This window comes from Nonomuraea sp. NPDC049378 (genome assembly GCF_055586745.1).
Window position 1 is genome coordinate 261,663 of the sequence record NZ_JBVJHP010000004.1, and the last position, 20,365, is coordinate 282,027.

The following is a 20,365-nucleotide window of genomic DNA, read 5'->3' on the forward strand; positions in this document are numbered from 1 at the left end:
TGATGACGTGCGAGCGGCCCCTGAGGACGATCCGCCCACCGGAGCGGGGGAGGCGGCCGGTGGTCAGGTCAGGGCGGCCGTCGGTGAGGACGGCCTGCTGACCAGGCTGAAGCTGGACCCGCGGGCGATGCGCCTCGGGTCGCACGAACTGGCCGGCCACATCGTCGCCGCCGTGCGGGCGGCGCAGCAGGATCGGCTGGCGCGGGTCGCCGAGCCCGCCACGCCCGCGGAGGACGGCCCGGACACGGAGGAGTTCATCCGCCGCGTCAACGACATGGAAGCCCAGGCGGCCAGCGATTTCGCCCGGTTGACGTCCAGTCTGGAAGAGATGTTGCGCCGCCTGGACGATCCGCCCTCAGGAAAGATGCACCGTGATGACAGATGAAGAGATCACCTGGGACGTCGCCGGCCGCGAAGCGTCCGCCCGGCACTTCCGTACGCTGACGGACGAGCAGCAGCAGGTCCACGAGGGCTTCCGGGGGCAGGTGGCGGGCAGCACGGGCCCGTTGCCCTACCCCGACTTCGCCGGCCCCTACCAGGACTACCTGGTCGCGCTGTTCGGCGGCTCCGCGGAGGTGATCGCCGGGCTAGGTGAGACGGGACAGGGCCAGGCGCTGATGGCGGCGACGAACGCGCAGGCGGAGGCGGCGGCGATGGGAGAGGTGAGCGCCGATCATGGCTACCGGGCTTGAGGAGGCCGGTTTCGGTCTGCTGGGTGTTCCGCGCCCGCCGGACACCGCCGAGCTGGAACGCCAGGCCGGCGTTCTGGAGTCCCTGGGCCGCGCGCAGGCGTCGGTCGCCGGCGACGGCGCGCGCGCGTTCCGGCTCGGCGGTGCGAACACCGGCGCCGCGACGGACGCGCTGGCCGAGCACGTGACGGGTCAGGCGGGCGTGCTGCGGCGCAGCACCGTCCAGGCGCAGCTCGCCTCGCTCGGAGCGGGCGCCGCGCAGGTCGCGTGGACCGCGGTCAAATGGGCGGGCGGGATGCTCGTCGGGCTGGCCGGGATGGCGGGCCTGGCCGCTCTCACGCCGCAGGGACGGGCGCTGATCAGGCCGCTGCTGCGGCCGGTCGCCCAGCGCATGCAGCAGTGGCTGCTCACCGCCACCCGGTTCATCGGACGGATCTACACCAAGCTCGCCCAGCGGCTCAGGGGCACGCCCGCCAAAGCGCCGGCGGTTCCTCCGCGTCCTGCGTACCCGCCTCCCCCTGCGCACCCGCCTGCCTACCAGCGTGGCCCGATGCAAACGTCGGCCGGCCGGCGGGCCCTCACGCAGGCACAGGCCCAGGCCACGCGCGCCAGGATCTCGGCGAACCAGGCCACCATGAGCCTGGACCGGGCCGGCGAACGGCTGAGCCAGGTCGAAAGGCACGTGCGTGACGCGAGAGACACGCTCAGGGCCGCGTACTCCCGCTACGGGACCGACGCCGCCACCAGGGCCCGGCTCGACGCACAGGGGCTGGCGAACCACCCGTATCTCGACGAGATGTCCAGATGGAACCTGCGGCAGCAGGGAGAACGGCTGCAACAGATCGAGACGCAGCTCAGCCGGCACACCGCCGGTCACCTGGACGACGCCCGGCGGCGCGTGAACGAAGGGCTCAAGATCGCCAGGGAGAACGGGCTGGACGCCTCAGACCTGAACGGCATGCGGCATCAGGTGAGCGAGCTGACCTTCCAGCGCGCCGAGCTGGCCGACCGCGCGTTCACCACCCGCATGGACATCAACGGCCCGTTCGACATCCAGCAGATGTACCGGATCGTGTGACCAGCCGCATGGACGTCAAGGGTCCCTTCAGGATCCAGGACACGCGCCGGAACGTGTGACCCAGCGGGCCGTGATGCTCGCGTTCACCTTGATCGGTGTCGGGTTTCATGGCGGCGCTCACCGTGGTCTCTGAGGTCTCCTACCGGCTGGGCCAGCTGTGCGCCCTGATCGCAGGCACCGGGGCCACCATCGTGTGAGGGCTGGTGCCGAGTAGTCATGCGCACCTGGGGCGGGTTTAATCTGTTGACTCGGATGTGTCAAAACCGTTCAAGGTGGAGGGATGACGTGCGTGCGCTGCCTGAGGACGACCCGCACACCGGAGCCGGGGAGGTCGCCGCTGGTCTGGTCGGGGCGATCGTCGGAGGAGACGGCGTGCCGGCCAGGCTGAGGCCTGGATCCGTGGGGGAAGCGTCTCGGGTCGCACGAACTGGCGGGTCACGTCGTCGCGGCCGTGCGGGCGGGACGGGGCAGGGCCAGGCGCTGATGGCGGCGACGAACGCGCAGGCGGAGGCGGCGGCGATGGGAGAGGTGAGGGCCGACCATGGCCACCGGGCTTGAAGAGGCCGGTTTCGGCCTGCTGGGTGTTCCGCGCCCGCCGGACACCGCCGAGCTGGAACGCCAGGCCGGGGTTCTGGAGTCGCTGGGCCGGTCGCAGGCGTCGGTCGCCGGCGATGGCGTGCGCGCGTTCCGGCTCGGGGGTGCGAACACCGGCGCCGCGACGGACGCGCTGGCCGGGCACGTGACGGGTCAGGCGGGCGTGCTGCGGCGCAGCACCGCCCAGGCGCAGCTCGCCTCGCTCGGAGCGGGCGCCGCGCAGGTCGCGTGGACCGCGGTCAAATGGGCCGGCCGGATACTCGTCGGGCTGGCCGGGATCGCGGGCCTGGCCGCTCTCACGCCGCAGGGACGGGCGCTGATCAGGCCGCTGCTGCGGCCGGTCGCCCAGCGCATGCAGCAGTGGCTGCTCACCGCCACCCGGTTCATCGGACGGATCTACACCAAGCTCGCCCAGCGGCTCAGGGGCACGCCCGCCAAGCCGCCGGCCACCGGGCAGCCGGCGGCCACCCGGACCGCGTCCGCCACGCAGCGGGGGACGGGACAACATCCCCTCACGGCGGCGCAGTCCAAGGCCACGCAGGCACAGGACCGTGCCGGGGAGTCCATCCGACAAGCCAGGTCCATCATCGTCCGCGCCGAAAAAGGATTGGCACAGGCACAAAAGCACGAGCAGGACGCCAAGATGACCCTCGATGTCAGGCTGAGGGGCGCGTATGGGCGCGGAGAGATCAGCGAAGTAGAGAGAAGGCGACTCGCTGGGCAACCGCTGGCGGACCATCCGTATCTTGACGATTGGATGAAGCAGCGCCTCCGGCAGCAGGCCGCGTCGCGGCAACGGATCGAATCAGAGCTCGGGCTTGGCGGCAGACATCTGGACGACGCCGGCCGCCGGGTGGACGATATCGCCAGGGCGAACGGGCTGGACGCGTCCGACCTGCAGAATCTGCGCCGCGAGGTGAGCGACTTGAGGCGCCGGTTCTCCCGACTTGGCTGACAGTCCGGCCGGCACAGCGCTCACCTCGGCGGGACACCGCGGTCCACGTACGCGGCGAGCGCCCGCACGCGCTCGCCGTGCTGGTCGTGCCCGACGATCACCGGCGGCTCGTTGTACGGCATCGCGTCGGACGAGCGCCGCAACTTGATGTACTGGCCGCAGGCGTCGATCGCGTACGGCTCCATGTCGTCCTGCAGCGCCCCGATCACCGTGATGCCGTACGTCTCCCCGATCCTCCTGAACAGCGCCACCGCCTCCCTGCGGTGCTCCTTGCCCAGGTTGCGCCCCAGCTCGTCGAGCACCAGGCACAGATGCCCGCCTCCGGACGAGGCGATGGCCGCCGCGCACACCAGCTTGACCGCCTTCTCGTCCATGAGCGCGGTGTTGGCCCGCCGGTTGTAGGGCACGAACCCCTGCCCCTCGCCGCGCCGCCACTTCGGCGTCACCCGCCACTGCCAGCGCTGCTCGGGATCGGCGGGCGCGGGAGGCACCGGGAACTCGAGCGTCGCGCCGTAGCCGCCGTACGAGGTGTCGAGCTTCTCGAACTCCTCGGCCACCCGCGTCAGCCGCGCCCTGATCGCGGCCGTCAGCGCGGCCCGGTGCACGGCCGTGGACTGCGCCGCCTCCTCGGCCCCCCTGGCCGCCGCCGCCAGGTCGCGCTGCCTGGAGACCAGCTGGGCCTCGATCTGCCGGCGCTGGTGGCGTTCGTACTCCTCCTGACCTCGAAGGTAGGAGGCCAGCGACCCGCACACCGCCGCGAACGTCGCCTGCTCCCGCGCCGTGCTCCCGCCCCGCTCCTCCAGCAGGAACCGCAGCTCTTCGGGGACCTCCGCGTCGTCCTCGGGGAAGGTGTCGCGCAACGCCTGGTCGAGGTGGCGTTCGGCGATCCGCCACCACTCCTCGGTCGTACGGGGCCGCTCCTCCTCCGGCAGCGCCGCCAGCCATTCGCGGGCCGTCTCGACCGTGCCGCCCCAGTCGGCGGCCAGCGCGTCGAGCTTGAGCGACTCGCGTTCGGCGGTGACCTTCGCCGCCTGGTCACGGGCCTGCGCCCGCTCGGCCTCGTGCCGCTGCCGCCGCCCCTCGAGGCGTTCGATCTCCATGTCCCGGGTGCGGGCGCGGAAGTCCAGCGCCCCCGCCTGGCGTTCGGCCTCGGCGACCTTCGGCGCGAGCTCCTCGATGGCGGAATTGAGCTCGCCGAGCCCGGCCCGGCGCTCGGCCAGCTTCGCCTCCAGCTCGTCCAGGCGCACCCCCGCCCTGGCCCCCTCCAGACGGCGTTGCGCCTCGGCGACGGACTCCTCCCCGTCGTGCACGGCCTGCGCGGCCGTCTCCTGGACGTCCTTCGCCCGGTTGAGCCGCTGCTCGGCGGCCTTGATGCGGGCCTCACGCCCCGTCGCCACCCCGTCGAACGCGCCGACGACGCTCACCCCCGCGGCACTCACCAGCACCGAACCCGGCAGCTCCGCCAGGGCCGCGGCGGCGTCGTCGAGGTGCGCCGCGTCCACGATCACCGCATGCTCGTTCGGCCACCCCCGCAGCTCGCCCAGCGGGACCGCCCCCGGCCGCCCGTCCTGCTGCCCGCCGGCCTTGCCATAACGCGCCTTGAGCGCGGCGCCCAGATCTCCGGCGGCGTCCGGCGCCTTCTGCCGTGCGGACTCCTGGGCGGACTCCTGGGCGGACTCCTGGGCGGGGCTCGCGGAGTCGCGGGCCTGTTCGGCCACGTCGAGGGCGTCGAGGAGGCCCGTCGCGCCGATCCCCGCCGCCGTCAGCGCGTCGAGCTGGGCCGCAGCCGGTCCGCCCTCGGCATCGTCGAGCGCCGCCTGAGCGGACGACACCTCCTGGTCGGCCACCCCGAGCGCCTTGAGCGCCTCGTTCAGCCGCAGCCGCGCCTCCCGCAGCTCCCGCTCGGCCGCGGGCACGTCACGCCCGTCCGCGAACCTGCGGCTCTCCTCCAGCGCCGGGATCAGCCCGCGCAGCTCGTCGGCGGAGTTCTCCGCCACCGCGCGGTCGGCGTCCAGCTTCGCGGCCCGCGCCTGCATCGCCGCCAGCTCCTTGCGCGCCTGGGAGACCTGCCGGTCGAGGGTGTCCTCCCGCAGGGTCGTGATCTCCGCCTTGACCATGGCGATCGACCCGGCCGCGGCCTCCTCCGCCGCGACGTGCCGCTGGAGGCCGGCGGCCAGGACGTCGTCCTTGCCCGCGGCGTCGGCCAGCTTGCGCGCCAGCCTGCCCCGCCAGCACCGCAACGCGCCCGCCAGCCGCACCCTGGCCTGGTCGCGCCGGTCGAACGTGGTCAGCAACGCCTTCGACTCCGACTCGAACTCGGCCAGCCGATCGGCGGCCCGCGCCGCGCGCACCCGCCTGGCGTGCTCGTCGCGCCGGGCCTCCCGCTCCTGCTCCAGCTCGGCGTCCAGGCCGGTGAGCGCGGCGATGGCTTCGAAGACACGCTCGGGGGAGATCTCGTTGAGCGGCTGGGAGAGCAGGTTGGTGGCGACCTTGCTGCGCACGGACGTGGACAGGAACGACACGCACCTGACCCGGTCGCCGTAGAGCACCTTGGTCAGGTCGCGGGCCACGACGTCGCGCCGCCCGGCCGACTTCGGCAGCGACGCCCAGATCTCGTCGGCGCGAGCCACCCGCTCGGCCTCCGACGGGGACGCCGCCAGGTGCACACCCTCCCGCCACCTGATCTCCAGGTGGGGCGCCTCCTGGTTGACCTTGAGCCACACGGTGAGCGCCCCGCCCGAGGTGTCGGGCACCTCGAACAACTCCGCGCCCGCTCCGGGATCCCCGAGAACGAACGCCGCCTCCCCTCCGGAGGCGGAGCTGCCGGACCCGGCGTCCGCGGTCACGGAGAGGTCGGACACCGGGCCTTCTGATGCGGCACGGCGGGGGACCGGGCCGCCGGATGCGGCGTCGTCCGGAGCGCCGGACGCCGCCCCGGTCTCCGGGGCGTGGGCCGTCGAAGCGGCGCCGTGGTCCGCCGGTGCGAAGCCGTCCATGCCGGGCGGCCCGAACACGCCCACGATGTAGCCGTGGTCGGCGCTCGCCCACTGGCGGGACCCGGCGCCGCTGGCCAGCTCGGCGTTGAACAGCAACTCGGACACCGCCTTCGCGCCCGACGCGAATCGCCACTGCTCATCACCGAGCAGCGCCGTGATCGAGGCGATGAACGATGACTTGCCGGCGCCGTTGGAGTCTTTGGGCCCGGCGCCGGCCACGACGATGAGCGTGCCGGGCACGGTGGGCACCGGATGGGTCGAGAGCCGCGAGATGTTGACCGCTTGCACGGCGATCAGCACGCGGTCTCCGACGACGTTCTCCACCTGCGACACTCGTACCCCCGTTACCCTTGCATCCGTCATCTTCACCGCGCTGACCTGCGCGCGCGTACGGCCGCCGCGAGCGGGGTGCTCGGCCCCGCGGCCAGGATCAGCTCCTCCTGCAGGCGGCGCCGAGCCGCCGGGGTGAGCCGGTGGAACTGCGGCCCCGGCACGTAGCCGCCCGCCTCCTCACCGGCCTTCACCTGGCCCAGCAGCCCCGCCTGCCGCAGCGCCCGCAACGCCGCCTCCAGCTCGCCGATCGGCAGCTGGGTGTGGCGGCGCAGTTCGTCGACCGGCGTGGGGTGCGGTGACAGCCAGCTGTCCTCGGGCAGCAGCCCCTCGGCCCTCGGGATCGCCACGGAGTGCACCAGGACGAGCGTCAGCACGGCCCGCTCGCTCACCCCGAGCCGCGCCCCCGCCTCGGCGAGGTGCGCGTCTCCCCGGGCGTGCGCGCCCTCGCCACGGTCCGCCGGCTCGGCCTGGGCGGGCACCTCGACGGCTCCGGCACCACCGACGCCGATTTCGACGCCCGAGGTGGGCACGGTGGACACGGTGAGGGCGGCGGCGCAGGCGTCGTCGTAGCCGGAGATCCAGCGTTCGCGGTGCTGGACGAGTGTACGGCCGCGCCGGGCGCATCTCGCCCACCGTGTGCCGCAGCGCCGGGTCGCGCAGGGCGGCGAAGCGAGCCTCCTGCACCGGCTCTGCCGCGTGCTCCACCACCATGAACGCCGCCACCAGCTCCGCCCGACGCCGCTCGTCGTAGCCGCTCAGCAGGTCGTCGAACTCCGCCGCGCCTGCCTCGACCCGGCCTCCTGGCTCCGCCGCCGGCTCCGGCGCGCTTTCCGAGGCGGCGGCCACGATGTCGGCATCGCCCACCACGGTCAGCTCTGGGCGCTCGGGCTCGGGCAGCCGCCGGACCAGCTCCTGCAGCTGGGCATGGGACTCGACCGGCCAGAGAGCGCAGCGCGGGCCCGGGCAGACGACGCCGTCGTCCATGACGATCCAGGCCGAGTCGTGCAGGCGGCGCAGCGCGCCGACCGCCCAGTTGCGCATCAGGTCGTCGGTGCGGCCGATCAGCGCGCGGTAGGTGTCGAGCACCAGCTCCACCGGCGCGGGACGGCCCGGCCACGGGTCGGCGGACAGGTCGGTCCAGCAACATTTGAGCACGGCGGCGAGCACCCGCCGGGTCTCGCCGGAGCGCTCCACTGGCAGGGGAGCGACCTGGTGCTCGTCCAGCAGGGAGGGCGTCACCCCGTCGGGCCACACCGGCAGCGCCTGCCCGGTGGAGTCGGGGCGCGTCAGCCGCGCCATCCCCGGCGGCGGGACGGCCCCTGCCCTCAGCCGCAGCGGCCCGGTGGATCGTGCCCGCACGTGCGCCATCGCCGCGTCTTCGGTCATCGGGCGCGCTCCAGATAGCCGTGGGACAACCAGGCGGGCTCGCGCTCCGGGGCGATCGTGAGCCCGTCGGCCCACGTCAGCCGGTAGGGCAGCTCGGGCCGCAGGTCGAGCGTCGTCAGGTCGGCGAGCACGCGGCGCGCCGACGGCCAGTCGGAGCCGAGCACGTCGGCCAGCGCCACCCGGGAGGCGTCGCCCAGCAGCGACTCGGCGACCTGCGTCAGCCGCTCCGTGGCCGCGTCGGGCGAGGTGTCGAGCGCGTCGCCGGGCCCCGGATCGGGCAGGTTGGAACGCGGGGGAGTGGGCTGGGCGGGCGCGGGCCGCGGCGCCTCGTCGACGGCGCGGGCGATGGCGGCGGGATCGTGCCAGGGCGCGGGCGCGTCGAAGACGACCCCGTCGAGCACCGCCGCCAGCTGCTCCCTGGAGGCGGTCTGCGCGAACGTGCGCCACGTCTCGGTCGGCAGCAGCGTCAGGTTGCGCGTGGTGCCCGCGGAGTCGGCCAGCCGCCCGGCGGCCCGGCGCGAGGCGTCGCTGTAGGCGTAGATCGCCGCGCGCAGGTCGGTGCAGACCCGGTCGAGCTGCGGCCAGCGGGTCAGGATCGTGCCGTGCAGCCCCTGCGCGCGCCGCGCGATCTCCTCGGTGCCCCACAGCTTGGGCGCCTGCTCGCGCAGCTCCTCGATGGTGCCCATGGTGAGAGTGATCAGCTCCAGCGCCCACAGCCGGAACGCCCGCGTCAGGTTGACCGCGCTCTGCCCGGCCTCCTCCATCGTGGTGCGCGGGTCGGCGACGTTGAGGTCTTCGAGCGCGAGCAGCCGGTGCATCTCCGACTGGCCGCCGTCGTCCATCATCCGCCGGATGAACATCAGCCCGACCACGCTGGTGAACGACGCCCGGTAACGCAGCTGGTTGGGCTTGGGGAACACCTCGCGGATCGCCCCGAGCCCCTTGAGCACCCGCAGCCGGTTGTCGAACTGGTCGGTGGGGTGGGCCCGGCAGGCGAAGCGCATCTGCTCGTGCGTCAGCCACTCCTCGCCCGCCTCGGCGAACGCGGCGAACAACGTCTCGGCGATGTCGACCAGGGCCGGATCGTCGACCACCGCCCCGCTGTCGCGGGCCAGCGCGGCGAACATGCGGCGGTAGGTCGACAGGACCGCCTCGTCGGTGAGGACGGCGTCGAGGGTCAGAGGCTGTTCTGGCACGGGGACTAAGGTACGGCTTCGCACCGACACTCTCCGCCGTCTCCTGGCGAACCCATGCCCCTACCAGCGAGTACATACGCGCAAGCGACGGCTGAGCGCTAAGGTGATGCCCGGTAAGGCGGGGGCAAAAGCTCTGTAACTGTGCATACGGGGAGTTAGCGGTGCGGACGCGCATGCTCCGAGGTGATCGGGGCACGGCGATGATCGCCTCCGTGGTGGCCGCGTGCCCGGTCGCGGCGCCCGAAGGCGACGGTCCCCTCGGGAGACTCTGATGGCCACACCGCGCGGCGGGTTCCCGGCCGCGCCGCTCTACGAGTGCACCGGCTGAGAAGGGGACTCAGTTGACCCAGTACAACCACCAGGACCAGTTCGAGCAGACGGTGCAGCCGTACCAGCAGCCGCCGCAGCAACCGGCCCAGCTGGCCGGCCAGTTCGCCCAGCGCTTCCAACTGCTCGCCGCCAACATCGAGCGCATCATCCGCGGCAAGCACGAGGCCATCGAACTGGCCCTGATCTGCCTGTTCTCCGAGGGGCACCTGCTCGTCGAGGACGTGCCGGGCACCGGCAAGACCACGCTCGCCCGGTGCGTCGCCGCCAGCGTGGACGCCGAGTGGCGGCGCATCCAGTTCACCCCCGACCTGCTGCCGAGCGACATCACCGGTGTGTCGATCTACAACCAGGCGCACCAGAAGTTCGAGTTCCACCACGGGCCCGTCTTCGCGAACATCGTGCTCGCCGACGAGATCAACCGGGCCTCGCCGAAGACCCAGGCCGCGCTGCTGGAGGTCATGGAGGAGCGCAGGGTCACGGTGGACGCCGAACCGCATCCGGTGCCCCGTCCGTTCCTGGTGGTGGCCACGCAGAACCCCGTCGACATGGACGGCACGTACCCGCTGCCCGAGGCCCAGCTCGACCGGTTCCTGATGAAGATCTCCGTCGGCTACCCCGACCACGTCTCCGAGGTCGAGGTGCTCAAGGGCATGCCGACCGGGCCGCAGGTCGAGCGGCTGCCCGTGGTGGCGCGGGCGTCGGACGTGTCCGGGATGATCGACTTCGCCTCGCACATCCACGTGGCCGACCCCGTCTACGACTACATCGTGGCGGTGTGCGCCGCCACCCGGACCAGCCCGCACCTGCGGCTCGGCGCCAGCCCTCGGGGCAGCCTCGCGCTGCTGCGCGCGGCCAGGGTCAAGGCCGCCGCCGCCGGACGCCACTACGTCGTCCCCGAGGACGTCAAAGCGCTGGCCGTACCGGTGCTCGCGCACCGCCTGATCCTCACGCCCGAGGCGGAGCTGCGCGAGGTCACCACCGCGGCGGCGCTCGGCGAGATCCTCGCCGGGATGCCGGTGCCGCAGGCGGCGTAGGGCCCCGGTACAGCGCCACCGTGAAAGCAGAACGGCGTGTCGGGTGATATCAGGTGACGACTGACACACCGGAAGGGTGCACATGACGGGGGAGACGATCGTGAAGCCGGTGCCCTGGGCGGCCGCACATCCACCAGGCGTGCTGGACGGCACCGAGGCGTTCGCGGCGGTGTTCGACGCCCACTTCGCGGAGATCCACACCTACGTCGCGCAGCGGCTCGGCGCCGACCACGCGGACGACATCGTCGCCGAGACGTTCCTCACCGCGTTCCGCAAACGCGATCGTTACGATCCGTCGAGAGCGGGCGTGCGCGCCTGGCTGTACGGCATCGCCACCAACCTCATCGGCAAGCACCGCCGCCTCGAGGCCCGCACCCTGCGCGCCCTCGGCCGCTGCGGCCCCGACATGGACACGCCCGGGCACGAGGACTCGGTGGCCGTCCGGGTCAGTGCCCAGAGCCTGCGGCCTGAGCTCGCCGCCGCCCTGGCCGAGCTCGACCGGCGCGACCGTGACGTGCTGCTGCTGGTCGCGCTCGCCGGGCTGAGCCACGACGAGATCGCCTCCGCGCTCGGCATCCCGTACGGCACCGTCGGCTCCCGCCTGAACCGGGCGAGGAAGAAACTGCGGGCGCTGCTCGGGGAGGTGCGCGTCCATGGATGAGCTGGCACGCGTGCGCGACCTGTACGGTGAGCCGCGCCCGGGGCCGCACGACCAGGCCAGGGTGTGGCGGCGGGTGCAGGCGGGGCGGCGGCGCAGCCGGCTGCCATGGCTGGCGGTCCCCGCCGTCGCGGCCCTCGCGCTCGCCTTCGTCATACCTGGGCTTCCGGAACGCCACATCGACGGCCGCTCGGTCCTGTTGTCGGCGGCCACCACGGCGGCGGCCACCGGGTCGGAAGGCACCTACTGGCACGTCAGCAAGCTGCACGGCGGCACCAGGGTGACCGAGCTCTGGGTGACCAGGCAGGGCCGGGCGTGGATCGCCGAGCAGGGCGAGATCACCCGCGTCACCGGCCGGTCGCCGTTCAGCATGGCCGGGCGCGACCTGACGTACCAGCAGATCCAGGCCCTGCCGTCCGACGCCGCGGCGCTGCGCGCGCGCGTCGCCGCGATCCTGCCCGCCGGTTCGGAGGGGCTGCTGGCCGACGCGCTCAGCGGCCTGCTGTGGACCAAGCCGTCCACGCCGGGGGTGCGCGCGGCCGCCTACCGGGCGCTCGCCGACCTGCCCGAGGTCCGCTACCTGGGCGCACGGCAGGACGCGCGGGGGCGCGCCGGCGAGGCGTTCTCGTTCGACCTGCCCTCCGGCGTCGAGCGGACCCTGATCATCGACCCGGTCACCTCGCAGGTGCTGTCCTGCGAGGACGGCGGCCACGGCGGGCGCTCCGAGATCGTGCTCGGCGCGGGCTGGACCGACCGCGGACCGGACCTCCCCTAGCCTTTCCCGCCCGCATCCATCGGCGCGGCGCGCGGGTCTCGCGCGCCCTCTCACAGGAGCCACGACGTGTTCCGGCGTGCCCGCACCACGTCAGGCAGGGCCATCTGCCTGAGCGACCAGTTTCCCGTGATCAAGGTGGAGGAGGTGATGCGCGGGCTGGTCAGGTTCGCCGGGCAGCCGGCCGTCGAGCTCGGCACGGACGTCGACTGGGCCGCGAACCCGCACGGCAACCGCTCGTGGGCACTGAACCTGCACACGCTGCGCTGGCTGGGCCGCCTGGTCGCCGAGTACGAGCGGACGGGGGAGCCCGCCTACCTCGACCGCGCCCGCACCCTGGCCGGCCACTGGGCCGGCGCGAACCCGCGCGGCGGCCAGGGCGTCAGCCCGTGGGCGTGGGCCGAGCACGCGGTCGCGCTGCGCGCGCCCGTGCTCGTGTGCCTCAGCGAGCACGTGCGCGCCCGCTGGTTGTGGGACTCCCTGGCCGCGCACGGTGAACTCCTGGCCGACCCGGCGCTCTACCGCGAGGGCCACAACCACGGCCTGGACCAGGACATCGCGCTGCTGGCCGTCGGCTGCCGGCTCGGGCGGACCCGGTGGCGGGACCTCGCCGTGCGCAGGATGACCGCCTCGGCCGAGCTGGCCATCGACGCGCAGGGCGTGCTGCACGAGCAGGCCCCCCGCTACGGCCTGTACGTGCACCGCAGGCTCGGCGTGGCCCTGCGGGCGATCCGCGAGAGCGGCGCGGAACCGCCCGCGCGGCTGGTCGCCAGGCGGGCGGCGCTGGAGGCGTACGTCGCGCACGCCACCCAGCCCGACGGCCGCCTCGTCCCGATCGGCGACGGGCCCGCCGACGTGCGCGCGGTCGGCTTCCCCTGCGAAGGGCCGGTGGTGCGGGTGTTCGACGGCGGTTACGTCTTCGGCAGGACCGCGTGGGACGACGCCGCCTCCGCCCACTACTCGATCAGGTTCGGTCCCGGGCGGCGGCTGCACGGGCACGAGGACCATCTGGGGGTCACCTACAACGCCCACGGCAGGCGGATCCTGGTGGAGGCCGGCTTCCACTCCTACGAGCACACCGGGTACGCGCAGTGGACCCGCTCGCCGGAGGCGCACAACGTGCCGGTCGTCTCCGGGACCTTCCGCCCCGGCACCGCCACGCGCCTGGTGAGCTCCGCGATCGGGCCGTCGCGCCAGTCCTTCGAGCTGGCCGACGACGCCTACGGGGTGCCCAGGACCCGGCGTGTCCTCGTCTGCCACAGCCCGGATCTGATGGCCGTGCACGACTCCGTGCCTTCGGGCGCCCTGCGCAGTCTGTGGCACTTCGACCCCTCCCTCAGGCTCGTGTCCCGGCGCGAGGGGACGATCGTGCTCGGTGACGGGGACTTCCACGTGACGCTGCTGCAGTTCCCCGGCGCCGGCCAGGCGGTGCGCCCGGGCCTGATCTCGCCCGGTTACCTGCGCACGTCGGAGGTCGTCACCGTGCTGTCTCCCGAGACCGCCCGCGTGCTGACCGTGATCGTGCCCGGCGTCGCCGAGCCCTCGCTGTCGCGCTCCGACGGCTCGCTGACCGTGCGCACGCCCGGCGGCCCCGTCACCCTCCAGCCGCCGTACAGCCAGTGTGGCTGATCCTCGACCAGCCGAGCTGCGCTCCTCCTCCACATGCCGCGCGACCGGGCCTGGACCTCAAGCCCTTCTCCGGCACCGTAGTCGGGAGAAGGACGAGCTCAGGACGGATCAAGGACGGCCGCCTCCAGATTCCTCACCAGTTCGCGCGGCGTGCATGTTGGGGGCACAGGTGAGAAAAGGGATCAGACAAGGCACCGCTGTGGTCGCCATGACCGCGGCAGGCATGACCGGCTGGCTGGGTGTGCCGAACGTGGCGCATCAGGCCGGCCAGGCCACCCTGGCCAAGGGACGCCACACGGTGTCCGCCAGGGAACTGGCCCGAGCCTTCCAGACCGGCTTCGGCATGCGCCACATCTCCCGCGCCTGACGCGCCTCGATCCACCGGCGTCACGGTTTCCTCCACCTGGTGGTGCGGCCGCTGCGCCCTCGGCCGACGTACGGCAGCACCGCGCCTCGAAGTACGCGGGCCGTCATCGCTCGTGTGATCGCAAACGTGACAAGCCGCCGCCCCAGGTAGGAGCGGCGGCCTACGCCGGTTCGCCGGACTGCTGACGACTGGTCTTCGCCTCAAGGACAGGGGCTCAGATGATCCGGGCGCGGGCGTCTTGCAACACTGACGTGGCGGCTTGCTCCGCCCTGCCTCCTGCCCTGGCTTCTGCTCTGCCTTTGATGCGGCCTTCTGCGAGGCCGCGGCCGTAGTGCTCGCGGGCGAAGGGGCTGTAGACGGGCCAGTCGGTGGACGTCATGACCTCCTCCATGAGGTGTCGGATATCGGGCGCGACTATGCTGTTGGCGTATGGCACCCCATTGGGGTTAGAGTGGGGGTATGCCTAAGATCAATGTGTACCTCCCTGACGATCTCGCCGAGGCCGTCAAGCAGGCCGGCGTCCCGGTGTCGGCGATCTGTCAGCGCGCCCTGGAGCAGGCGGTGCGCCGGGTGACCGCCATCAGGGAGATGGCCCTGGTCCCCCAGGACCTCGACGAGCCGACCGGAGCGCTGGCCCACCTCACTCCCAGGACTCGTGTCGTGGCGGTCAAGCTGGCCCAGGAGGCGGCCAGAGCCGACGGGGCCACCAGCGTCGGCACCGAGCACCTGCTCGCCGGCATGCTGGCCGACGGCGCCAACCTGGCGCTGCATGTGCTTCGCGCCATGGAAATCGACCCAGAGCAGGTCGGGCGCGACCTGTCCCGCCACCGACCGGCCCGGCGGCCTGAGAGCGCCGCCACGGCCACGGACGGCGCCGCGCCGCTGGCGCTGAGCACGGAGGCCGCCAACGCCCTGGAGTTCACCGTCACTGAGGCCACCTCCCTCGGCCACAACTACGTCGGCTGTGAGCATCTTCTGCTCGGCCTCGTCACCGAGCCCGACGGGATCGCCGGCCAGGTCCTGCGCGGGCTGGGCGCCGAGCCCCGGCTCACCCGGCGCGCGGTGGTGGCGGCCCTCGCGGGATACGTCCACCTGCGCGCCCAGGCCCAGCAGGACGCCCCCGCGCCCCCGGCCGGGCAGGCGGCGGGCGAGTCCGCCGTGCAGGCGAGACTGGCGGCTGCGATCCGTCAGGAGCTCCAGCCGTTCGTCCAGCGCCTCGAACGACTGGAAGAGCGCCTCGGCCCGGACGCCTGAGGACCACAAATGATCATCACCGGCCGGAAGCGTACGCTCGCCGCGCTGCGCGTCGCCATCGTCTCCGTGGTCGTGGTCGGCATCGTGATCGCGGCAACATGGTGAGCCGCCCTCCGGGATCCGGTGGCGACTCTCACAACTCTGCCGGGATGCCGATGGCCTCCACCTCGAAGCCGCGACGAGGCACCGGATCCGCGAACGCTGGAAGTTCAAGATCCGCTCGCCCGGCTGTCAGAGCAGATGAGAAGCGGGGCGTGCTCAGGTGAACAGGTCCTGAAGGGTTTGGGCGGTGGCCGCCCGAGTGAGCCAGGTTTCGAGCTGGGCCAGGTCGGTGCAGGAGCGGATCCGGACGCGGGCGTCCTCTGAGACGTCGAGGCTGCGGGCTGTCAGCACGAGCAACACCGACTTGGCTGCCTCTTCCGCTTTGCCTTTGATGTGGCCTTCTTCGAGGCCGCGGCCGTAGTGCTCGCGGGCGAAGGGGCTGTAGACGGGCCAGTCGGTGGACGTCATGATCTCCTCCATGAGGCGCCGGATCTCGGGCGCGGCCATGCTGTAGGCGTATTCATAGTACTTCGGAGCGTGGTCGTTGTGGGCGTCGGCCAGCGCTGTGGCGAACGCCTCGACGACCTTGCGGCTGAGGCCGTGGACCATGACAGACATGGCAGCCAGGTCCAGGTGGTCGGCGGCCTGCTGCGGGTCGGTGATGGCCGGGATGCCGTCCGGTCCCAGCGCCCGGGCCTGGAAGCGGTAGCCGCTCAGCCCTGAGTCGATGGGTTGCGCGTAGTGGTCGGCGACTGCTTGATCGGCGGAGATGACCAGCACGGTGACGTCGCACTTCAGCATCAGCCACAGCGATGCGGCATAGCGGGCCAGTTGCCGGGGGTCTTTGGATTTGTCCTGCTGGATCTCCACGATGACGGCATGGGCGAGGCTTTGCGGCGGCCCCAGGGTCAGGACCAGATCGGCCTCGATGTCGTCGGAGGTGCGGGTGTTGAAGGTCGTCTTCTCTATCTGGATCAGCGGAGTGATGGGCACGTTCACGCCCATGAGGTCGCGCAGGATATCCACCACCAGTTGGGGGCGGTCGTGGAACAGCTTGATCAGGGTGTCATGTCGGGGGGACGGCATGACACTCATTGTCGCAAGTCGGTCGCTGAAAGTGATGAACTTTCGCCATGCCTGCTGCACGGGGGTGTGGATTTTCGCCCAGACCTTATGGCCCGCCTCGTCGTCGTCTTCGTGTCCGGCCTGGTCGGCGTGCGCTCGGGTCCTACCCGCGTTGCCGGGGATCGGGCGGGTGAGGGAGCGCGTCCGGAAGTGCGCTGATCTTGGGCACTAGGCCTCTCCGTGGACACGTGAGCGGTTGGTTCGTTACCCCTACGCTGCCTTGCCGGGCGCGTCGCGTGGATCTCCACCGCGCACTAACGGACCACCCACCTGACTCTGACGCTGACCTGCGCAAATCTGCTGTCGATCTATGATCGGTGTCCCGCTGTGGCCTTGATTGATACTCCGCGGCCGGGCGGGCCCGCCGCTGGCTTTCGTTCGATGGTCCACCCCAGGATTACGGCTGCCCTCTGGCTCTGCGCCTGGCCAGGGCGCCTGGGCGAGACCACTGTGATTGTGGCGAGGGGTGGAGAGAGAAGAGGGGCTTTCGTGCCAGGTTGGCAGCATTGGTGGGTTTCGTGTCCTTCTGAGCTATGATCGCGCAGCCCAGGGCTTCTGAGCGGGCCCGTGTCGCGGACGACCTGGCTTATGGCCCAGAGCCACGCACACCAGGTTTCGCTCCGGTCAGACAACGGCGTACGGGCTCAGAGCCAGTCGCGGCGTTTGAAGACGGTGTAGAGCACCAGGCAGACCGCCGCCATGAGCAGGATGGCGAACGGGTAGCCGAACGCCCAGTGGGTTTCGGGCATGACGTCGAAGTTCATCCCGTAAATGGTGCCGACCAGGGTGGGCGCGAAGAGGATGGCGGCCCAGGCGGAGATCTTCTTGACCTCCTCGCCCTGCCTGATGCTCGCCTCCGTCATCCTCGCCATCTCCTCGTTCTGCGCCTGCGTGACGAGCGTCGAGTTGACGATGAGGATGTTCTGCAACGTCTGCCGGAAGGACGAGATGCGCTCCGCCACCGTGATCGCGTGGTCGGCCACGTCACGCAGATAGCTCTCGAGCTCGCTGGTCACGCCGTATTTCGCCGCTCCCGCGATGAACCCGTGGATCATCCCGACCAGCGGCGCCGTGGCCCGCTGGAACTCGATCACCTCGCCTGACAGCTCGTAGACGCGGCGGGAGACCGAGGGGTCGCCGCCGAAGACCTGGACCTCGATCTCCTCGATGTCCTTCTGCAGCCCGGCCACCACCGGCGCGTAGCCGTCGACGATGGTGTCGAGGATGGCGTAGAGCACGGCCTGCGGGCCCTGCCGCAGCAGGTCGGGGTCGGACTCCATACGCCGGCGCACACCGTGCAGGTCGGGGGCCTCCGCGTGGCGTACGGTGATCACGAAGTTGGGGCCGACGAAGAAGTGCAGCTCCCCGAACGCGACCTCCTCCACGTCGTCGAGGTAGCGTGCGGCCCGCAGCACCACGAACAGCGTGTCGCCGTATCGGTCGGCCTTGGGCCGCTGGGAGCCGACGATGGCGTCCTCCAGCGCCAGCTCGTGCAGCTCGAACTCCTCGCCGAGCTTGACCAGCTCCCATTCCTTCGGCCGGTAGAGGCCGATCCAGGCCATGCTGCCCGGCTCCTGCTTGAGGCGTTCGAAGGCGTCGGCGAGCGAGCCCGGGTTGCCGACGCGCTCGCCGTCGCGGTAGATCGCGTTGTCGATGACGGTCGGCCGGTCGGGCGGCTCCTCCGAAGCGCGCGGGTCCATGGAGAGCTCGGGCGCCTCCTCGCGCGCGTCCGTGCCGCGCCTGAAGCCTCTGACCCTGGCCATGCCCCTCCCAACGGCCTTCCCGACGGTTACGCGGGCCTGAACTCGTCGAGCTGCTGCACCGCCCGGTCCCTGATGGACTTGCGCCACATGGGCGTCCAGCCGAACAGCAGCCCGTGCGGCCTGCCCAGCGCCATCTTCGACCAGCGCCTGAAGTCGAACTCGTCGTGGTGGCGGACGATCAGGCCGTCCTCGAACCTGAACAGCGCGTCGATCTCGTTGACGACCTCGCGTCCCGTGCGCGAGAACGTGTAGCGGGCCGTCCAGTGCGCGGCGCCGCTGTGGTCGTCCGCCGTCACGTCACGATAGGCGGACTTCAGCCCGTCGCGGACGCCGAGCTGCAGCCGCCACATCCGCATGACCCTTTCGCGCCCCTCCACCTCCTGGAAGATGGGGTCGCCGAAACTGACCTCGGGGTGGTAGCAGCTCTCCATGGACGCGAAGTCCGCCCGCCCCAGAGCGTCGTAGAAGGCGCTGATGAGCGCCACGTGCCGATCGTTCACTTTCCCATCAGATCATGTCCGCGCCGTTGTCCCAGCACACGGCCCTGAGCCAGGCGTCGCCGAGGTCGAGCCGGGCGAGCGCGTCGAGCTGGTGCGCGTAGGAGTACGGGATGGTCGGGAAGTCGCTGCCGAGCACCACCTTCCCCGCGAGCCCGAGATCAAGCAGGGCGGGCCGCAGCCGGGCGGGGAACGGCATGCCGCGCTCGGCGAAGTCGGTGAACGCCATCGTGGTGTCCAGCGCGACCCGTTCGTAACGTCCGGCCAGCTCGAAGAACGGGTCGTACTCCGGCATCCCCAGGTGCGCGATCACCAGCCGGAGCCCGGGATGGCGGCGCAGCACCTGACCGATCGGCTCGGCGCCGACGTGACCTCCGGGGACGGGCACCGAGCTGGCGTGCGTCACCACCGGCACTCCGGCCTCCGCCAGCAGCCCCCACACCTCGTCCAGGTCCTCGCTCCGCGGGTCGAACCCGCCGACCTGCAGGTGCACCTTGAAGATCCGGGCGCCGTCCGTGAGCGCGCGGCGCACGTAGTCCCCGACTCCAGGCTCGGGGTAGAAGGTCGCCGACGGGAGACATTCCGGTGTACGGCGGGCGAAGTCGAGGGTCCAGCTGTTGAGATCGGCGGCCATGTCCGGTTTGTGGGCGTAGGCCAGGGCGGGGAACGTGCGCACACCCATCTCCCTCAGCCGCGCCAGCCGCTCCTCCACCGGCCACTCGTACTCGATCTTCCAGCCGTCGCCCACCAGCGGGCCGCCGTGGCGGAAGTGGTGCCAGACCCGCCGCTGCATGCGGTCGGGCAGGAAGTGGACGTGCAGGTCGATCAGGCCGGGCAAACCGAGGCCCCGCCACCAGTCCGGCACCTCCGCGTCAGAATGTCGTTCCGTGGCCACGGAAAGGACTTTACCTGGATAGGGTTTTCCCTCGATGGACAAGTTCTGGGCCCACCTGATCGAGGTTCAGCCCGACCCCGACCCCTGGGTCGTGGCGGTCTCGGCTCTCGCCGCGCTCGTGCTCGTCGGTTTCCGGTTGCCCTGGCAGCTGTCCAGAGGCCTGATCACGATCGCCCACGAGGGCGGCCACGCGCTGATGGCGCTGGCCACCCGCCGCAAGCTCGAAGGCATCCGTCTGCACTCCGACACCTCGGGCGTCACCCTGACCAGGGGCAGGCCCACCGGTCCCGGCATGGTGCTGACCGCGCTGGCCGGCTATCTCGCGCCCTCGCTGCTGGGCCTGGCCGCGGCGTGGCTGACCGAGCAGGGCCGCATCACGCTGCTGATCTGGGTCGTGCTGCTGTTCCTGGTCTGCATGCTGCTGCTCATCCGCAACCTGTACGGCGCCCTGATCCTGCTGGCCACCGGCGGCGCGGTGTTCGCCCTGATCATGTACGCGCCGGCCGAGGTGCAGCAGGTCGTGGCCCTGGTGGCGGTCTGGTTCCTGCTGTTCGGCGGGATCCGCCCGATCATCGAGCTGCAGCGCAAGCGGCACCGGCGCCAGGCCCGTGACTCCGACGCCGACCAGCTCGCCCGGCTGACGATCCTGCCGGGCGGGTTCTACGTGTTCTTCTTCCTGCTGGTGTCACTCGCGTCCGTGGCGTTCGCCGCCTACCTCATGAATCCCCTTTAGGCTGGCATATCCCCACTGAACTCCCTTGCGAGCCTCATG

Annotated in this window: 19 protein-coding genes; 11 read left to right on the plus strand and 8 right to left on the minus strand. The window is 71.8% G+C overall.

Going from position 1 to position 20,365, the window contains the following annotated elements; all coding sequences use genetic code 11:
* Positions 1 to 7 precede the first annotated feature (7 nt).
* From ACZ6SA_RS11200 to ACZ6SA_RS11215, 4 genes are all read left to right on the plus strand, one after another.
* Positions 8 to 385: a YbaB/EbfC family nucleoid-associated protein gene (locus ACZ6SA_RS11200; RefSeq protein ID WP_465827638.1), complete on the plus strand. Its 378-nt coding sequence runs from the start codon at positions 8 to 10 to the stop codon at positions 383 to 385.
* Positions 375 to 692: a hypothetical protein gene (locus tag ACZ6SA_RS11205; protein WP_465827639.1), complete on the plus strand. Its 318-nt coding sequence runs from the start codon at positions 375 to 377 to the stop codon at positions 690 to 692. The genes ACZ6SA_RS11200 and ACZ6SA_RS11205 overlap by 11 nt, the downstream gene beginning before the upstream one ends.
* Entirely contained in the window at positions 676 to 1,767 is a 1,092-nt protein-coding gene (locus ACZ6SA_RS11210) for a hypothetical protein (RefSeq protein ID WP_465827640.1), read from the plus strand. The genes ACZ6SA_RS11205 and ACZ6SA_RS11210 overlap by 17 nt, the downstream gene beginning before the upstream one ends.
* Positions 1,768 to 2,308: 541 nt before the next feature.
* Positions 2,309 to 3,316: a hypothetical protein gene (locus ACZ6SA_RS11215; RefSeq protein ID WP_465827641.1), complete on the plus strand. Its 1,008-nt coding sequence runs from the start codon at positions 2,309 to 2,311 to the stop codon at positions 3,314 to 3,316.
* A gap of 20 nt (positions 3,317 to 3,336) precedes the next feature.
* Here the strand turns inward: ACZ6SA_RS11215 and ACZ6SA_RS11220 are convergent, their stop codons facing one another.
* The 3 genes from ACZ6SA_RS11220 to ACZ6SA_RS11230 all read right to left on the minus strand — a co-directional run bounded on the left by ACZ6SA_RS11220 (position 3,337) and on the right by ACZ6SA_RS11230 (position 9,227).
* On the minus strand, positions 3,337 to 6,645 hold the full coding sequence (locus ACZ6SA_RS11220; protein ID WP_465827643.1) for a coiled-coil domain-containing protein: 3,309 nt from the start codon (positions 6,643 to 6,645) through the stop codon (positions 3,337 to 3,339).
* A 32-nt stretch (positions 6,646 to 6,677) separates the two neighbouring features.
* A complete protein-coding gene (locus ACZ6SA_RS11225) occupies positions 6,678 to 7,175 on the minus strand; it encodes a hypothetical protein (RefSeq protein WP_465827644.1) in 498 nt (165 codons plus the stop codon).
* Positions 7,176 to 8,027: 852 nt separating this feature from the next.
* On the minus strand, positions 8,028 to 9,227 hold the full coding sequence (locus ACZ6SA_RS11230; protein ID WP_465827645.1) for a hypothetical protein: 1,200 nt from the start codon (positions 9,225 to 9,227) through the stop codon (positions 8,028 to 8,030).
* Between the two features lie 341 nt (positions 9,228 to 9,568).
* On the opposite strand from ACZ6SA_RS11230, the gene ACZ6SA_RS11235 reads away from it, so the two are divergent.
* The 5 genes from ACZ6SA_RS11235 to ACZ6SA_RS11255 all read left to right on the plus strand — a co-directional run bounded on the left by ACZ6SA_RS11235 (position 9,569) and on the right by ACZ6SA_RS11255 (position 14,017).
* Positions 9,569 to 10,591 (plus strand): AAA family ATPase, encoded by a 1,023-nt coding sequence (locus ACZ6SA_RS11235; RefSeq protein ID WP_465827646.1) that lies wholly within the window; start codon positions 9,569 to 9,571, stop codon positions 10,589 to 10,591.
* Between the two features lie 82 nt (positions 10,592 to 10,673).
* On the plus strand, positions 10,674 to 11,252 hold the full coding sequence (locus ACZ6SA_RS11240) for an RNA polymerase sigma factor (protein WP_347644173.1): 579 nt from the start codon (positions 10,674 to 10,676) through the stop codon (positions 11,250 to 11,252).
* Positions 11,245 to 12,024: a hypothetical protein gene (locus ACZ6SA_RS11245; RefSeq protein ID WP_465827648.1), complete on the plus strand. Its 780-nt coding sequence runs from the start codon at positions 11,245 to 11,247 to the stop codon at positions 12,022 to 12,024. Before ACZ6SA_RS11240 ends, ACZ6SA_RS11245 begins: the two co-directional genes overlap by 8 nt.
* A 66-nt stretch (positions 12,025 to 12,090) precedes the next feature.
* The gene (locus tag ACZ6SA_RS11250; protein WP_465827649.1) at positions 12,091 to 13,650 is read left to right on the plus strand and encodes a heparinase II/III domain-containing protein; all 1,560 of its coding nucleotides are present in this window, start codon (positions 12,091 to 12,093) and stop codon (positions 13,648 to 13,650) included.
* Positions 13,651 to 13,858: 208 nt separating this feature from the next.
* Positions 13,859 to 14,017, plus strand: coding sequence for a hypothetical protein (locus tag ACZ6SA_RS11255; RefSeq protein WP_465827650.1), 159 nt, complete (start codon positions 13,859 to 13,861; stop codon positions 14,015 to 14,017).
* Positions 14,018 to 14,231: 214 nt separating this feature from the next.
* Here ACZ6SA_RS11255 and ACZ6SA_RS11260 read toward each other — a convergent pair whose 3' ends face one another.
* Positions 14,232 to 14,396 carry a hypothetical protein gene (locus ACZ6SA_RS11260; RefSeq protein ID WP_465827652.1) on the minus strand — a complete coding sequence of 55 codons (165 nt, stop codon included), beginning with the start codon at positions 14,394 to 14,396 and terminating at the stop codon, positions 14,232 to 14,234.
* Positions 14,397 to 14,476: 80 nt separating this feature from the next.
* Here ACZ6SA_RS11260 and ACZ6SA_RS11265 point away from each other — a divergent pair, with 80 nt between their 5' ends.
* Positions 14,477 to 15,271, plus strand: a complete 795-nt coding sequence (locus ACZ6SA_RS11265; RefSeq protein ID WP_465827653.1) for a Clp protease N-terminal domain-containing protein — start codon at positions 14,477 to 14,479, stop codon at positions 15,269 to 15,271.
* Between the two features lie 258 nt (positions 15,272 to 15,529).
* On the opposite strand, the gene ACZ6SA_RS11270 is transcribed toward ACZ6SA_RS11265, so the two are convergent.
* From ACZ6SA_RS11270 to ACZ6SA_RS11285, 4 genes are all read right to left on the minus strand, one after another.
* On the minus strand, positions 15,530 to 16,459 hold the full coding sequence (locus ACZ6SA_RS11270; RefSeq protein WP_465827654.1) for a hypothetical protein: 930 nt from the start codon (positions 16,457 to 16,459) through the stop codon (positions 15,530 to 15,532).
* 623 nt (positions 16,460 to 17,082) lie between these two features.
* Positions 17,083 to 18,201 (minus strand): magnesium and cobalt transport protein CorA, encoded by a 1,119-nt coding sequence (locus ACZ6SA_RS11275; RefSeq protein WP_347644165.1) that lies wholly within the window; start codon positions 18,199 to 18,201, stop codon positions 17,083 to 17,085.
* Positions 18,202 to 18,227: 26 nt separating this feature from the next.
* On the minus strand, positions 18,228 to 18,701 hold the full coding sequence (locus ACZ6SA_RS11280; protein ID WP_347644164.1) for a nuclear transport factor 2 family protein: 474 nt from the start codon (positions 18,699 to 18,701) through the stop codon (positions 18,228 to 18,230).
* Positions 18,702 to 18,708: 7 nt separating this feature from the next.
* On the minus strand, positions 18,709 to 19,593 hold the full coding sequence (locus tag ACZ6SA_RS11285; protein ID WP_465827656.1) for an amidohydrolase family protein: 885 nt from the start codon (positions 19,591 to 19,593) through the stop codon (positions 18,709 to 18,711).
* A 34-nt stretch (positions 19,594 to 19,627) separates the two neighbouring features.
* Here ACZ6SA_RS11285 and ACZ6SA_RS11290 point away from each other — a divergent pair, with 34 nt between their 5' ends.
* Positions 19,628 to 20,326 carry a M50 family metallopeptidase gene (locus ACZ6SA_RS11290; RefSeq protein ID WP_347644162.1) on the plus strand — a complete coding sequence of 233 codons (699 nt, stop codon included), beginning with the start codon at positions 19,628 to 19,630 and terminating at the stop codon, positions 20,324 to 20,326.
* Positions 20,327 to 20,365 lie beyond the last annotated feature (39 nt).

Coding starts and splice junctions, on each gene's coding strand:
- ACZ6SA_RS11205 (WP_465827639.1), top strand. CDS start 375: ATGACAGATGAAGAGATCACCTGGGACGTCGCCGGCCGCGAAGCGTCC.
- ACZ6SA_RS11210 (WP_465827640.1), top strand. CDS start 676: ATGGCTACCGGGCTTGAGGAGGCCGGTTTCGGTCTGCTGGGTGTTCCG.
- ACZ6SA_RS11215 (WP_465827641.1), top strand. CDS start 2,309: ATGGCCACCGGGCTTGAAGAGGCCGGTTTCGGCCTGCTGGGTGTTCCG.
- ACZ6SA_RS11240 (WP_347644173.1), top strand. CDS start 10,674: ATGACGGGGGAGACGATCGTGAAGCCGGTGCCCTGGGCGGCCGCACAT.
- ACZ6SA_RS11245 (WP_465827648.1), top strand. CDS start 11,245: ATGGATGAGCTGGCACGCGTGCGCGACCTGTACGGTGAGCCGCGCCCG.
- ACZ6SA_RS11255 (WP_465827650.1), top strand. CDS start 13,859: ATGACCGCGGCAGGCATGACCGGCTGGCTGGGTGTGCCGAACGTGGCG.
- ACZ6SA_RS11260 (WP_465827652.1), bottom strand. CDS start 14,396: ATGACGTCCACCGACTGGCCCGTCTACAGCCCCTTCGCCCGCGAGCAC.
- ACZ6SA_RS11265 (WP_465827653.1), top strand. CDS start 14,477: ATGCCTAAGATCAATGTGTACCTCCCTGACGATCTCGCCGAGGCCGTC.
- ACZ6SA_RS11275 (WP_347644165.1), bottom strand. CDS start 18,201: ATGGCCAGGGTCAGAGGCTTCAGGCGCGGCACGGACGCGCGCGAGGAG.
- ACZ6SA_RS11290 (WP_347644162.1), top strand. CDS start 19,628: ATGGACAAGTTCTGGGCCCACCTGATCGAGGTTCAGCCCGACCCCGAC.